Raw genomic sequence first — 14,312 nt, 5'->3', positions numbered from 1 at the left:
GGGAAGAACAGCGCATGAACAAGGGAATCGTAATGGAACTGAGCGAAAACTCCATTATTGTCATGAATCCAGAGGGTCGGTTTGAGAAGCTTCCAAGGGGAACACGGAATTGTGAAGTTGGGGAAGAAATCCTGTTTGCCCCTGTAAAACGACGTTTGCGCGTGCCGCAGATGGCCATTGCATCGGGATTGACAGCCGCTATTCTTTTATGTTTTGTGTTAGTGTCAACGTTGACTGGAAGCGTTCCAGGGGGCCAAGTGGTTGCTTATGTAACGATAGATATCAATCCAAGTGTAGAAATTGGCATTGATAATGACGAAGTCGTGCAAGACTTGCAAGGCTTGAACTCAGATGGCGACGAACTGATTAAGACGTTAGTATTTAAGGGCAAATCGTTGGAGGCCGTTACCTCGGATATTCTCGACAAAGCGGAGCAGGGCGCACTGGCTAAGGGCGAAGGCGATATTATTATCAGTTCAACTGTCGTGCAGCAGAAGACAGCTGTGAATGATGAAACCATCGCAACCAAGCTCAAAGCCCAAGTTAGCAAGCATATTGAAGAGGCACATCCGGATCAAGTGAACAATTATGGTGTGACGGCTTTCGCTGCACCGCAGGAAATCAGACAAGAAGCCAAAGCCAGCGGAGTATCGGCCGGGAAGTACGCTGTTTATCTCAATGCCGTAGATAATGGCGCTAAAGTCTCTCTGGACGATATCAAAACGGTGTCGATTCACCAGCTAGCCAAAGAAAGCGGCGGACTCGATAAGCTCGTCAAACCAGATAAACCGATAGATAAATCCTCCCTGCAGCGGTTGGTCGCAGAAGAGAAATCTGGCAAACTGAGCGAGAAAATTCAACAGATTCAAAATGAGAAGTCGGATAAAGACAAAAATAACGGCAAAAACAACGATAAGAATAGTGATAAGAACAACGACAAGAATAACGATAAGAATACCGATAAGAATGATAAAAACAACGGCAATACAAAGATCGGCAATAATGGGAAGTCTACAACGAAGCCCACCCCTACGCCTAAGAATGGTCGCAATACGAGCAAGAACGATAACAAGAATGACAATAAAAATGATGACAACAAGAACGACAACAAGAACGACAATAAGAATGATAATAAGAACGACAATAGAAATGATAACAAAAATGATAACAAGAACGACAACAATGATAACAAGAATGATGGCAAGAACAACAACAAAAATGACAAAAATGATGACAACAAGGCAACCCCAAAGCCGGGACGCTCGGATGAAGGTGATGACGACAATGATCCCAAGAAGGGATCGTCCAACAAGCCGAAACCAACGCCAACACCTAGCGCAAAGCCTACATCCAAGCCTACAGCGAAACCAACGGCCAAGCCAACGGCGACACCGAAGGGGAATGATAGAAACTCGAACTTCAATTGGAATTGGGGAGATCGGGGATCAGATTCCAGGAATAGCGGAAATGATTCAAGAGATTAATTCATACAGGCAGCAGACCACAAGCACTTCAGGAACTCTTCGATGCGAGGAATTCCTAAAGCGCTTGTTTTTGTTTGAAAAATTCGCTCAGGTACATTTTCTATGCATGGTTCATGGAAAGTAGGAGCGAGTTGTATTACAATATGTTATATATGCAATTATTCATTTAATCTTGGCAGCTGAATGGGAAGGGAGATAGAGGCTTGCGATATTCAAGGTTTGGAAAGTCTGGCTTCCATGTATCATCGCTTGGATTTGGTGCTATGAACCTGCCAAGCGTGCCCTTAGAGCAGGCAAGAGAAGCTTTAAATTATGCCCTCGATCAGGGTATTAACTATATAGATACCGCAGCGGCTTACCGCAATAGCGAGGAAATCATTGGCGAATGCATTTCCCATCGCCGACAGGAATATTTCTTAGCAACGAAGACCGGGGCACGTGACTATGAAACGGCCAAAGCGGAAATCGAACGCAGCTTGGTACGGATGAAAACCGATCATGTTGATTTGCTTCAAATTCACTATGTAAATTATGTAAGCGAGTATAAGAAAGCGATGGATGTGGAAGGGGCATATAAAGCAGCCCTCGAAGCTCAGCGGGAAGGGAAGGTCCGATTCATTGGCATTTCCGGACATCGCCCGGATCTTCTTGTCAAATGGATTGCCAAAGGGCAATTCTCACAAATTTTGTTTCATCTGAATTTGGCACAGCCATTTGCGTTGGATGAATTGATCCCCAAAGCGACGGAAATGGATTTGATGAAAGTGGCGATGAAGCCTTTATCGGGCGGGTTTATTCAGCCTGTGGATCGTGCAATCCGGTATCCGTACAGCCAAGACGTACACGTTACCATCTCTGGAATGGTGAGCGTGCAGGAAGTTAAGGAGAACTTGGCGGCACAAGAGGAAGAAGTTGGCACGGAGGAACGCCATGAGCTCGAACAGTTGGCTTCCGAGCTGGGCCAGCATGATTGCAGGCGCTGTAATTATTGCTCCTGCCCGCTTGAAATCTCGATCCCGGATGTGATGATTGCCAGTAAATTCAGGGAGAAATTCGGGCTGCTGCCCAAAGGCCATGGATTTTTCGAACGGCAAAAGGAAAGAATAACAGGCTGTGCAGATCACGATCCATGCCAAGAAAAGCCGCTTTGCGAAGAGAAATGTCCTTATCACTTGCCGATGCAATCGGTTGTGCAGAAGGCCGCATCTTTCTATTAATATGAAATGAACAGGGAGATTGAAGCTATGTTTGCTAAACTTACGAAAATCACCACGCAAGTACATACGTCATTGCTGGCAAATGAGACAGGGGCAGACGCGATCCTTGTCTGCCTAAGTGAAGCTGAGCTGCGCCAGGACGCCGTCCTTGGGCATCCGCAGCTTGATCAAGCCCTTGCGCGCATGCGCGCCAAGGGCCAATTCACCGGCGCCTCAGACGAGCTTGAGGCGCTGCCTACCTACGGGCTGCTGCCGTATGCGTACGTGCTCGTTGCGGGGCTTGGCCCCGCAGCGTCACGCGATACGCTGCGCGCAGCCGCGGTGTTCGCAAGCCGCAAGGCGCTTGCGCTTGGGGTAGAGAGCTTGGCGCTGAAGCTGCCAAGCGGGTTCGACAGCCGGTCAGCCGCCTCGGCGCTGACCGAAGGGCTGCTCCTCGGTACGTACCGCATCGCGGCGTACCGGAAGAACGAGCCGGCGCGCGCAGAGCTGCGCCGGGCGGTACTGCTCACAGAAGCGGCTGCCGATGCAGCGCTTCTGGAGGAAGCGATCGCAGCCGCCGAGGCGGTTGCGGAGGGCACGAACTATGCCCGGGATCTCACGAACCTCCCGGGCAATAAGCTCGTTCCGGCTTCCCTCGCCGAGGAAGCCGTTCGCCTCGCACAGCACTATGGCTTCGCCTGCGAAGTGCTGGACGAGCAAGAGCTGGCCGCCCGCGGAATGGGCGGTCTCCTCGCGGTTGGCGCAGGCAGCGTCAACCCGCCTCGCATGATCACCCTTCAGTATAAGGGGGATCCGGAATCGGCCGACGTGCTGGGCCTCGTTGGCAAAGGCGTGACCTTCGATACCGGCGGCATCTCGATGAAAAGGCCCGATGGCATGGAAGAGATGATCAGTGATATGGGCGGAGCCGCCACACTGCTGGGTGCTTTGCACATCGTTGGGCAACTGAAGCCGAGGGTGAACCTAGTCGTGGTTATACCGGCTGCGGAAAATATGACATCAGGCGCTGCCTATCGTCCTGGCGACATCGTCACACTGCTCAGCGGGCATTCCGTGGAAGTGCTGAATACAGATGCCGAAGGCCGCATTATTTTGGCAGAGGGTATCACCTATGCGAAGCAGCAGGGAGCTACCCGCTTAATTGATGTAGCGACCCTAACAGGCGCCATCCTGATTTGCTTTGCGGATGTCGCAACAGGGGCGGTCACGAATGACGATGAATTTCTGAAACCGCTGCTTCAGGCAGCTTCGGCGGCAGGCGAGAAAGTTTGGCAGCTGCCAAACTACCCTGAATATCGCGCCATGCTGAAGAGCGATGTCGCAGATATCAAGAATTCCACGTCCTCCGATCGGTGGGCAGGAGCGATTACAGCGGGCTTATTCATTGGCTACTTTGCCGAAGAAACGCCGTGGATCCATTTGGATACGGGCGGCACAGCCTGGTTATGGTCCGCCAAAGGCATCGAGCCTAAAGGAGCAACCGGAGTGATGGTTCGGACGCTTGCCGCCTACTTATGTGGGGAGCAGCTTAAGTAGAACTTAGCTGTTTTCAGGGGATAAGAGTCTTTAAGGACTCCTATTTACATGAAAAACAGGATTAAAATAAAAACAAGAGTCCCTAGGGACTCTTGTTTCAGAAATCATACCAATTGTGATAGCAATTTTAGAAATTAGGAGTCTCTAAAGCCTCTTATTCCCTGGGAAATGCTCCATTTTCCGCGAATAAGAGTCTGTAGGGGCTCTTATTTTTTGAAATTTCGTCGTCCTCGCTAATAGCTCTCACCTAAGCGCCAACACTTTGTCCAGTAGCTGCTGGTTGGGAGATCGGCCGCTGGAGCAGCTCATTCACATCCGATAGCTGAATCACTAAACGGTTAATTTCATTCGTTGTATAAGACAGCTGTTCGGTGCGCTGCTTAAGTTGGTTTAAGGAAATGCCTACCCAGTTCTTTTTGCTTCGGTGGAGAAAGAGATCATATTTTAGTACTGTCATCGCAGCGGCTAGGGGATCCGGCTTGATGTACACATTTTTCATAACATCATCCAGATGAAAGTAAAGCTTCCCGCTTGTCCAATTGACATAACCTGGTTCAAAATAGATCACAAGAAAATCGGAGTCCGCTTTATCTTTGTTTTCCATGGTAATCAGCCTGACAGCACCCTTGGCTTGATTCGGTTTAATGAATTGGCTGGTTCGGATATCAGGAAGAAAAGGGACAATGAGGAGAGGACCTACGCTTGCGATATACAAATAAGTTGTTGACTGAAACACAAGAGAGAGTACAATGAAGATCAAAAAGAGTAATAGGCTTGTGATAAGACCAAATTGGTTTGGTTTCATAACTATTCGATGATCCCGCCTGACATGATAGATTAGGAAGTCAGTCCTATTTTACCATAAGCGCTCTATAATTTGTAACTAGAAGATCAGCGAAACAACGAACATTTACAAATGGAGGAGAGTTTGCTTATGAATGTATGGGATCGTGTGCGGCATCCTAGAAAAAAAATGTCTTCCAATCGAAAAAGCTTGCTCGTTGCGACCATGGAAGGATTCCCGGCTGTTATCATCTTTCAGCTATTAGGCGGCCCCTTCTTAACCGGGTATTTGCTGTTCCTGGGCGCAACTTCAACGGAAATCGGCTTTGTTTTGGCGATTACAACCGTTGTGAATATAATCCAGATTGGCATGGCGGTGGTCATGCAGAAATTCAGAAACCGCAAGCGCATGCTGCTCGTTTTCGCTTCGGCTCATCGATTCTTATGGACTTCAGTTGGTATTATTCCTTTTGTATTTCCCAAGGACATGTGGGTTTTCATGTATATCGTGCTCTATACGGCCGCTCATTTAGGCAATGCCGCAGGTGGAATTGTTTGGACTTCGCTCATTAGCGATGCTGTCCCAGGTCCGGTCCGCGGTCGCTATTTTGGGATGCGCAATACGATTCTCGGCGGTGTCAGCTCACTTGCCTTGTTCATTGGCGGGCAAATTCTGGACCGTTATCCCGGCGGGCAGGGTTTTAATATTTTATTTATGATCTGTGCGGTATGTGTCGTTTTGAATATATTAGCTTTCTCTTTATACCCGAACCCTCCCTTCGAGCCTTCGACGGAATCCAATCCGGTAGGGATGATCGGCAAGCCACTGAAGGATCGCGCTTTTCTGAAAGCGATTCTCTTTCTAGCTGTATTTTTATTCGTACAAGGAGTGACGGTGCCGCTCTTCTCGTATGTTATGCTTAAGTTAATGAAAATCAATTATGAAACCGTGTCGTTAATTACCGTGGTGCATACTTTGGTCATGATGGGCAGCTACTATGTCTGGGGCAATTTAAACACACGGTTCAGCGCACAGACTTTGCTGCTGTGGTCCTTGCCGATCATTGCACTGGCTTGTTTATTATGGGGAGCAATCGCCTTCATACCGGCTATCGTTGTTTTGTACGCCGTTCACATTGTGCTGGGCATTGGCTTAGGCGGGTTTAATCAGATGGTCTTTACATTTACGATTGGCGACACGCCGAAGAGTGAACGTCCGATGTACATTGCCACTTATTCAGCGATTACCGGCTTTGCAGCGTTCTTGGGGCCTATTTTTGGCGGGAAGGTCTATGCCTTGCTGAACGATGCTCCGCAGTGGGTTCAAATATACGGCGTTTCAACGATTGTTGGGGCCATTTTGCTCGTGTTAGGCTTGTTGGTGGGACGTTTGGTACTAGGAAAAGAACTAAGGAGTGAAGGATAATGACGAGAAAAAGAATTGGAATTATTGGATTAGGGGATATCGCGCAAAAGGTGTATTTGCCGCTGTTGTCGGTGAACGAGCAAGTGGAGATTGCAGGGATTATGAGCTTTACGCAGGCTACAGTTGAACGCATGAAAGCTAAGTATCGTATTCCGTTTGGGACGACGAATTTGGAGGAGCTTCTGGCTCTGGGATTGGACGCCGTATTTGTACATAGCCCGACATCTACACATTACGATATTGCAATGACCTGCATCAAACATGGCGTTGCTGTTTACGTAGACAAGCCGTTGTCCTGTGAGTGGGATCAGTCTGTTCAAATGGCCTCTTTTGCGGAGCAAAAAGGGGTACTCCTCGCAGCTGGCTTTAATCGCAGATTTGCCCCGCTATATATGGAGGCTAAGCAGTGGCTGCAGGAGACAGGCGGCTTCGATTGGTGCTCAGCTGTCAAGCATCGCGTGAAGCTGCAAAATCATGGCGCGAAGGAGACGCTTTATGATGATCTGATCCATATGCTGGATCTTTTGCTATGGCTCGGGGAAAAGCCTTATGACATCCAGGCCTATCATCAACAAGTCGACGAAGCGGGCAAGTTGCTGCATGCATCCGGTACTTTGGCGTTTGGTTCGTCTTTGGGGACCTACAGCATGGTTCGGCTTGCCGGTGTTGATCTGGAAAAAGTGGAGCTTCACGGTAGCGGCCGATCGGTAGAGGTAACGAATTTAGAGTCTGCTGTCTTCTATGAAAAGGGGACTGCTCCGCGCATACGCACATTTGGCAGCTGGGATACGGTGCTTGAAAGAAGAGGTTTTGCCAGCGTTGTCCAGCATTTCTTGGATAGCTTGGACAATCCGAGTGCTTGCACCATCCGTGGTGATCTTGTACTGGCATCCCACCAATTAGTGGAACGTCTATCGGTCTGATCTAGCGGTTGTCAGGAAAGGAACCAATGACATGTCCAAAGCGGATCATATGCTTTCTATCCTATGGCTGCTTAAGTCGCAAAGACGAATAACAGCCAAGCAGCTTGCTGAGAAGCTGGAAATCAACATAAGAACGGTCTATCGCTATATCGACGCGTTATGTGCGAGCGGTGTTCCGATCATCGCTGATTCAGGCCATAATGGCGGGTACAGCCTTCTTGGACAGTTCAACGATGCTCCGCTTGTATTTGATCTGGACGAGCAAAAGGCGCTGATACATGCAGCCGCATTCGCTCAGGAGGCGGGCTACCCTTACGGGGAGAAGCTTAGTCAAGCCATTGCCAAGCTGAAAATGTACACAAACCAAGAGCAGCTTCGCCAAATCAACCTGCACGAGCAAGGATTGGATGTTATTCACCCGCAAGCAGACGCTTCGGAAGCCGTTCTCCTGCAGGAAGTGGAAGCAGCTGTAGCTCAGAGCAAAACGATTCATGTGCAATATCAGAAAGGGTATGGCGCTGTCACGGAGGCCCGTGAAATCGACCCCTACGGACTGGTTTGCTGGAAAAATAAATGGTATGTGGTCGGTCATTGCCGTCTTCGCAATGAAATCCGCAGCTTTCGCGTAGACCGGATTCGTGCGCTGGACACGAGGGATACATCCTTTGAACGGCCGGCGGATTTCTCAGCGCGAAAGTTCCTCCTCGCCGGTGTGCTGCCGGATTCCGATAAATCCGTTCAATTGATATCGGTTAAAATTACGGGAAAAGAGCAAGCATTAGACGATTTATGCGGGCATTGGTTTCTCGTTCACACCCTAGTGGAGCGAACACAGTTTGAAGCGCATTTTAGAATGGAGGAAGGGGCCATTCGCTTGCATTTTCCTTATTTACTTCTGACTTACGGGGGCACCATCCAAATTAAAGAGCCGCCGCTGCTCAAAAAGCTAATGGTTGGAATAACGAAAAATTTATACAATTATTATGTGGCAGCGGAGCTTGACTGACCATTTCTGTCAGTGAAGATGGGCTAGAATGGGTGTAAAGCAAGCGAAACCCAAGGAGGAAATAAAATGAAACTGCTGCAAGTGCGTATTTTGGTGGAAGACTTTCAAAAAAGTGTAGCTTTCTATAGGGATCAATTAAAATTGAAGGTCGACTGGTATGAAGAATCCATGGATTATGCCTTGTTTGACACAGGCGCTGCGCGGATTGAGCTGATGTCCCGCAAAGCAATGAGCGAGTCGCTTGGCGAAGATCTGGGGCCAACTTTTCCATATGCAACGAATTTCTTGCTCAATATTGAAGTGGAGAATCTTGATGCTGCTTACGCTCGTTTACGAGAGCATGGTGTTCATTTTGTGAAAGAGCCTTTCCTTAATCCGCTATGGAATGGACAGTTTGCTTATCTACGGGATCTGGATGGCACATTAATCGAACTATATCAAGCTGCCAAAAAAGAGGGAGAGGCTCATGTCTAATTTTATGCTCAAAAATTATAACTATCATGTTTGGGCAAATCATCGGGTTTTTGCGCGGCTTGCGGAGCTGCCGGAGGAGACGATGCATCAGGAGCTGAAGGATGTATTTCCAAGTATCCATGCAGGGCTTGTGCATATGTACCGTGTAGATTGGGTCTGGCTGTCTGGCCTGAAGGGCAGCAGCTTCGAGGAGATTAGATCGCAGACCGTTAAGATTGTAGAGAAGATGGCAGGGATGACGTTGAAGGAGCTGGAAGCTGCTTTCATAGAGTTGGCTGAGGATTGTCAGAATTTCTTGAGCGGCGTGGAGGATGTCCAAGGTACCATACGTTTTCCGCATCCAATCTTAGGGGTTCTCGCTACCAACATCAACGAAGTGATTCAGCACATCGTGAATCATGGTACCTACCACCGCGGTAATATTTCTTCGATGCTCCGTCAGCTCGGACATGCGGGTGCGTCCAGCGATTATGTGTTTTATTTGTACGAGGTGAATCAGGTTAAGTAGGGCGCAAGCAAAAAACCTTCAAGTCCACGGAAGAAGTGGATTTGAAGGTTCTTTGTCATCCGCAGGTGCAGTTCAGAACGGGCTTGCGAGCGGCGAGCGCTTCGTCCATGCGGCTGACGATGGTCGTGTAAGGCGCATTTTTGACAAGCTCCGGATTTTCTTCCGCTTCCTTGGAGATGGCAATCATCGTATCGATGAATTCGTCCAAGGTTTGTTTGCTTTCAGTTTCGGTCGGCTCGATCATGATGCACTCTTCCACGCTAAGCGGGAAGTAGATGGTCGGAGGGTGATACCCGAAGTCGAGCAGCCGTTTCGCGATATCGAGCGTACGTACGCCAAGCTTCTTCTGTCTGTTGCCGGACAGCACGAATTCGTGCTTGCAGAAGCGAGGATGCGGCACATCGAAATATGGCGTTAGCCGAGCCAACATATAGTTCGCGTTGAGAACAGCGTATTCGGATACTTTGCGCAAGCCTTCCGGACCAAGCGTGCGGATGTACGTATAGGCGCGCACGAGGATGCCGAAGTTGCCGTAGTAGCCTTTGACGCGTCCAATCGTTTGCGGGTAGTTGTAGTCAAAATAAAAGCTGCCGTCTTCCCGTTTGGCAATGAGCGGTGTTGGCAGGAACGGAATCAGCTTCTCTTTGACACCGACAGGACCTGCTCCAGGGCCCCCGCCGCCGTGCGGCGTGCTCATTGTTTTGTGCAGGTTGAGATGCACGACGTCGAAGCCCATATCGCCGGGACGCGTGATGCCCATAATCGCGTTGGCATTAGCACCGTCGTAGTAGAGCAGTCCCCCTGCAGCGTGCACGATCTCGGCGATTTCGACGATTTGTTCTTCGAACAAGCCAAGTGTATTGGGATTCGTGAGCATGAGCGCTGCGGTATCAGAACCAACAGCGCGGCGTAATTCGTCAAGGTTGACGAGGCCTCGCTCATTCGACTTGATGGTGATGGTTTCGAACCCGGCAACCGTGGCGCTGGCTGGATTCGTGCCATGGGCGGAGTCAGGGCAGATGACCTTGGTTCGTTTCTCGCCGCGGCTTTCGTGGTAAGAGCGAATCATCATGAGGCCGGTCCATTCGCCATGAGCGCCTGCCGCAGGCTGCAAGGTTACGCGGTCCATGCCGGTGAGCGCTTCAAGGTCATTTTGGAGATTGTAAAGCAGCTCCAATGCGCCTTGCAGCGATTCTTCCGGCTGGTACGGATGTATTTTGGCGAAGCCTGGGAAGCGGGCGACGTCTTCATTAATTTTGGGATTGTACTTCATCGTACAGGAGCCAAGGGGATAGAATCCGTTATCGACACCGAAGTTGCGACGGGAAAGAGCGGTATAATGACGGATCACATCTACTTCGTATACTTCAGGAAGGTCCGGCGCTTGTTTGCGGACGAATTTCGCAGGCAGAGCCTCGGCAAGGTCGATCTCAGGGACATCTGACTCGGGCAAAGCATAGGCGACACGACCAGGGTGGCTCATTTCAAAAATGAGCGCTTTGCCGTCGGCTTTCACGTTTACGTTATTTTCACTCATACGAGTTCCTCCAGTACGGCGGCGAAGGCATCGATCTCTTCGCGCGTTCTTTGCTCGGTGACGGCAATCAGCATGTGCCCAGCTAGTTCGGGGTAGTCGCGGCCGAGATCGTAGCCGCCGATGATGTTATGCTGCAAGAGCTTGCTGCTGAGCTCCTGGACATTGGTGCCGTCCGGCAGTTTGACGGCGAACTCATTGAAGTAGCTGCCTGTGAATGGCAGCGAGAGTTTCTGTGACGCGGTTAGGCGCTTCGCCGCGTAGTGGGCTTTGTGGACGTTGAGCTTGCCAACGTCCTGGATGCCTTGCTTGCCCATCGTGGACAAGTACACGGATGCGCAAAGCGCGAGAAGCGCTTGGTTGGAGCAAATATTCGACGTGGCTTTCTCACGGCGAATGTGCTGCTCCCGCGCTTGCAGCGTAAGCACGAAGCCGCGCTTGCCGGCGCGGTCGACGGTTTGGCCCACGATGCGCCCCGGCATGCGGCGCATCCAGCTTTCGGCGACGGCGAAGTAGCCACATGTCGGCCCGCCCAGCGAAGCTGGGATGCCGAGCGGCTGGCAGTCGCCGACGACGATGTCAGCGCCGAGCTTGCCTGGCGCTTCGAGCAGCCCAAGCGTGAGCGGATTCGCGCTCACGACGAGCAGTGCGCCCGCGCCGTGCGCGAGGGGCTCCACCGCCGCGATATCCTCCAAGCAGCCGAAGAAATTCGGCGATTGGAGGATGACCGCGGCCGCGGTGTCGCCCTCAAGCTTGGAAGCGAGGTCTTCGAAGTCGGTCACGCCGGCTGGCGTGAGACCGATCTCGACCACTTCCAAGTTGAGCCCGCGGGCGGTCGTGCTTAGAATCGCGCGCGCCTCCGGATGCACCGCGCGGGAGACGAGCAGACGGCTGCGCTTCGTCGCACCGCTGGCGAGGGCGCCGGCTTCAGCGAGCGCCGTGGCGCCATCGTACATCGAGGCGTTCGCGACGGCCATGCCGGTCAGCTCGCAGATGTACGACTGAAACTCAAAAATCGCCTGCAGCTCGCCCTGGCTGATTTCCGGTTGGTAAGGCGTATACGCCGTGTAAAACTCCGAGCGTGAGATGACGTGATTGATCACCACCGGAAGGTGATGATCGTAAATGCCAGCGCCCAGGAAACTGGCATAGCGGTCGAAGTCGGCGTTGCGACCCGCCAGACCGCGCATATAGCGCAGCAAGCCTTGCTCATCGAGCGCTTGGGAGACCTGTAGTTCCCCTTGAAAACGTACCTTCTGCGGAATATCTTGAAACATTTCCTCCATCGAGGATATGCCGATCGTGTCCAACATTTCTTTTTGATCCTGCTCGGTAATAGGCAAGTAGCGGTGTTTCATGACGGGAAGGACTCCTCTCAAGGGACAAATAGGTTAAGGTTTTCTTTTATGAAAAGGGGTGGCTACGACTTTCGCTTTCACTTGCACCCCTCTAATTTCAACGTTCACTTCGCTACCTAGCGCGCTGTAAGCGGAATCGATTAAAGCTAGACCCACATTTGTTTTGTATGTCGGAGACTGTGTCCCGGTAGTGACTTCCCCGATCTGTTTGCCCTCTGCATACACCGGATAATGCGGGCGCGGAATACCGCGTTCGAGCATTTCGATACCGACCAGCTTGCGGGGGAGTCCATGTGCTTTTTGCCCAGCCAATACGTCACGACCGATGAATTCGCCCTTATCCAGCTTCACAAAAAATGAAAGTCCAGCCTCAAGCGGCGTAATATCCTGGGAAAGCTCTTGCCCATAAAGAGGGAGTCGTGCTTCGAAACGAAGCGTATCGCGAGCGCCTAATCCGGCAGGAACAAGACCATGCTCACGACCTGCCTCAAGGAGGAGCTTCCACAGCTCTACGGCATCTTTTTGTGCAATATAAAGTTCAAATCCATCTTCACCCGTATAGCCCGTGCGCGAGACAAGAGCGTTAATTCCCTTGATATCTACCTCGTTCAGGAAGCGGAATGTTTTCAAGGCTTGAATCGGGGCGTCCGTCACGTTAGCCAAAATCTGTTCAGCAAGCGGTCCTTGCAAAGCGAGCAGCGCTGTTTCTTCCGAAACATTGACAAGCTTTACTTGACCTGCGAGGTTCATCTGCATCCAAGCGATATCCTTGTCGATATTGGAGGCATTGATGACCAGCATGTAGTCGTTATCGGTAAGCTTGTATACGAGCAGATCGTCCACAACTCCGCCATTTGGATAGCACATGAGGCTGTACTGGCATTGACCGATTTCTAGTTTCGCTGCATCGTTCGTCGTAATGCGCTGGATAAAGTCGAGCGCATCCGCTCCGCTTACCCTGACTTCGCCCATGTGGGACACGTCAAAAAGTCCTGCTTGCTGTCTCACGGCATCGTGTTCTTTTTGAATGCCGGCGAACTGTACGGGCAGCTCCCAACCGCCGAAATCAATGACTCTCGCTCCATGCTCTGCATAAATCGGGAAGAGCGGTGTTCGTTTTAGCATGCTCCCAACCTCACCTTCGATCCACAATTTGTATACTGTTTATGTTGCCCGAAACAACCTGATAGGCATGCAAAAAAGAGCAAAAAGTATGCAACACAAACATACCTTTTGCCCTGTCCTTTATACCTGAGAGTTACCTTGAGCGGGCTACCGCGTTCCGCCAAGTTTCCCCTTGGGTGTCCGATTTTCCGCTGAGTGCGGCCATCGAAGCTCTCCAGAGTTGCGTCCGATACAGGTCCTTTTGCCTGAGAGATTCACCACTGCTGGGCTTACTCCTTCGGCGCCGCGAACTTGCTCTGCGGTCTCTCCCTATACCATCATTCGCCAATATTTAGTTACTTTATTATTTGCCCAAGTTGGTGGGAATTGTCAACTGCTACTTTTTTGAGTCTGACTTCGGTAGGCAGGTGGGACTATTTCGGTACATTTTATGTGACCCGCCTTGACTTTGAGGTTCCCCTTAGATTAAGCTAAAAGCAAAATTTGCTGGTAAGTGAGGCGTTAATCGATGAGTGAAGTACAAGCCAATTTGTTATACACCAAAGAGCATGAGTGGGTAGAGAAGCTGTCGGAGACCGTTGTACGCGTAGGCATTACCGATTTTGCCCAAGATCAATTGGGTGATATTGTGTTTGTCGAGCTCCCTAAGGTCGGAACAACGATTACCGCAAATGAAAGCATCGGCAGTGTAGAATCAGTGAAGACCGTTTCTGATATTTTCTCACCCGTCTCAGGCAAAGTAACGGCTGTGAATAGTACACTCGAAGGTTCGCCCGAATTGGTGAACAGTGCGTCTTTCGCTGAAGGCTGGATGGTCGAAGTGGAAGTATCGGGTGCGGATGCGTTGGAAGGCTTGCTCACCGCAGATGAATATGCTTCGTATATTGGCAACGACTAACGTGTAATCGATTTTTCCATCCTGGCCGAACGTTAATACA

Annotated in this window: 13 protein-coding genes and 1 riboswitch; of the genes, 9 read left to right on the top strand and 4 right to left on the bottom strand. The window is 50.5% G+C overall.

What is annotated here, in order from left to right:
• Positions 1–14 precede the first annotated feature (14 nt).
• The 3 genes from HQN90_RS21430 (at position 15) to HQN90_RS21420 (ending at position 4,237) form a co-directional block, all read left to right on the top strand.
• Positions 15–1,484, top strand: a complete 1,470-nt coding sequence (locus HQN90_RS21430) for an anti-sigma-I factor RsgI family protein (protein WP_173222445.1) — start codon at positions 15–17, stop codon at positions 1,482–1,484.
• Between the two features lie 203 nt (positions 1,485–1,687).
• Complete coding sequence (locus HQN90_RS21425) at positions 1,688–2,701, top strand: aldo/keto reductase (protein WP_173222443.1); 1,014 nt, start codon at positions 1,688–1,690, stop codon at positions 2,699–2,701.
• 27 nt (positions 2,702–2,728) lie between these two features.
• Positions 2,729–4,237, top strand: coding sequence for a leucyl aminopeptidase (locus HQN90_RS21420; RefSeq protein ID WP_173222441.1), 1,509 nt, complete (start codon positions 2,729–2,731; stop codon positions 4,235–4,237).
• A 247-nt stretch (positions 4,238–4,484) separates the two neighbouring features.
• Here the strand turns inward: HQN90_RS21420 and HQN90_RS21415 are convergent, their stop codons facing one another.
• On the bottom strand, positions 4,485–5,042 hold the full coding sequence (locus HQN90_RS21415; protein WP_173222439.1) for a hypothetical protein: 558 nt from the start codon (positions 5,040–5,042) through the stop codon (positions 4,485–4,487).
• A 129-nt stretch (positions 5,043–5,171) separates the two neighbouring features.
• Here HQN90_RS21415 and HQN90_RS21410 point away from each other — a divergent pair, with 129 nt between their 5' ends.
• The 5 genes from HQN90_RS21410 to HQN90_RS21390 all read left to right on the top strand — a co-directional run bounded on the left by HQN90_RS21410 (position 5,172) and on the right by HQN90_RS21390 (position 9,357).
• The gene (locus HQN90_RS21410; protein ID WP_246362711.1) at positions 5,172–6,446 is read left to right on the top strand and encodes an MFS transporter; all 1,275 of its coding nucleotides are present in this window, start codon (positions 5,172–5,174) and stop codon (positions 6,444–6,446) included.
• Complete coding sequence (locus HQN90_RS21405) at positions 6,446–7,369, top strand: Gfo/Idh/MocA family protein (RefSeq protein WP_173222437.1); 924 nt, start codon at positions 6,446–6,448, stop codon at positions 7,367–7,369. Before HQN90_RS21410 ends, HQN90_RS21405 begins: the two co-directional genes overlap by 1 nt.
• A gap of 31 nt (positions 7,370–7,400) precedes the next feature.
• Positions 7,401–8,375, top strand: a complete 975-nt coding sequence (locus tag HQN90_RS21400) for a helix-turn-helix transcriptional regulator (RefSeq protein WP_173222435.1) — start codon at positions 7,401–7,403, stop codon at positions 8,373–8,375.
• A 66-nt stretch (positions 8,376–8,441) separates the two neighbouring features.
• Positions 8,442–8,849: a VOC family protein gene (locus HQN90_RS21395; RefSeq protein WP_173222433.1), complete on the top strand. Its 408-nt coding sequence runs from the start codon at positions 8,442–8,444 to the stop codon at positions 8,847–8,849.
• Positions 8,842–9,357: a DinB family protein gene (locus HQN90_RS21390; protein ID WP_173222430.1), complete on the top strand. Its 516-nt coding sequence runs from the start codon at positions 8,842–8,844 to the stop codon at positions 9,355–9,357. The genes HQN90_RS21395 and HQN90_RS21390 overlap by 8 nt, the downstream gene beginning before the upstream one ends.
• Before the next feature lie 55 nt (positions 9,358–9,412).
• Here HQN90_RS21390 and gcvPB read toward each other — a convergent pair whose 3' ends face one another.
• The 3 genes from gcvPB to gcvT are packed head-to-tail and all read right to left on the bottom strand — an operon-like array spanning position 9,413 to position 13,374.
• Positions 9,413–10,894, bottom strand: coding sequence for an aminomethyl-transferring glycine dehydrogenase subunit GcvPB (gene gcvPB / locus HQN90_RS21385; RefSeq protein WP_216855403.1), 1,482 nt, complete (start codon positions 10,892–10,894; stop codon positions 9,413–9,415).
• Positions 10,891–12,249 (bottom strand): aminomethyl-transferring glycine dehydrogenase subunit GcvPA, encoded by a 1,359-nt coding sequence (gene gcvPA / locus HQN90_RS21380; RefSeq protein WP_079416644.1) that lies wholly within the window; start codon positions 12,247–12,249, stop codon positions 10,891–10,893. Before gcvPA ends, gcvPB begins: the two co-directional genes overlap by 4 nt.
• 33 nt (positions 12,250–12,282) lie before the next feature.
• Positions 12,283–13,374 carry a glycine cleavage system aminomethyltransferase GcvT gene (gcvT, locus tag HQN90_RS21375; protein ID WP_173222428.1) on the bottom strand — a complete coding sequence of 364 codons (1,092 nt, stop codon included), beginning with the start codon at positions 13,372–13,374 and terminating at the stop codon, positions 12,283–12,285.
• A gap of 223 nt (positions 13,375–13,597) precedes the next feature.
• A riboswitch (glycine riboswitch) is annotated at positions 13,598–13,695 on the bottom strand.
• A 187-nt stretch (positions 13,696–13,882) separates the two neighbouring features.
• Here gcvT and gcvH point away from each other — a divergent pair.
• On the top strand, positions 13,883–14,272 hold the full coding sequence (gcvH, locus tag HQN90_RS21370) for a glycine cleavage system protein GcvH (protein WP_079416648.1): 390 nt from the start codon (positions 13,883–13,885) through the stop codon (positions 14,270–14,272).
• Positions 14,273–14,312: the final 40 nt, after the last annotated feature.

It is taken from the genome of Paenibacillus alba, assembly GCF_013204855.1.
In the GTDB taxonomy this organism is placed as follows: domain Bacteria; phylum Bacillota; class Bacilli; order Paenibacillales; family NBRC-103111; genus Paenibacillus_E; species Paenibacillus_E alba.
The sequence above is the reverse complement of the archived record's forward strand: the minus strand, read 5'-3'. Positions and strand labels throughout refer to the sequence as shown.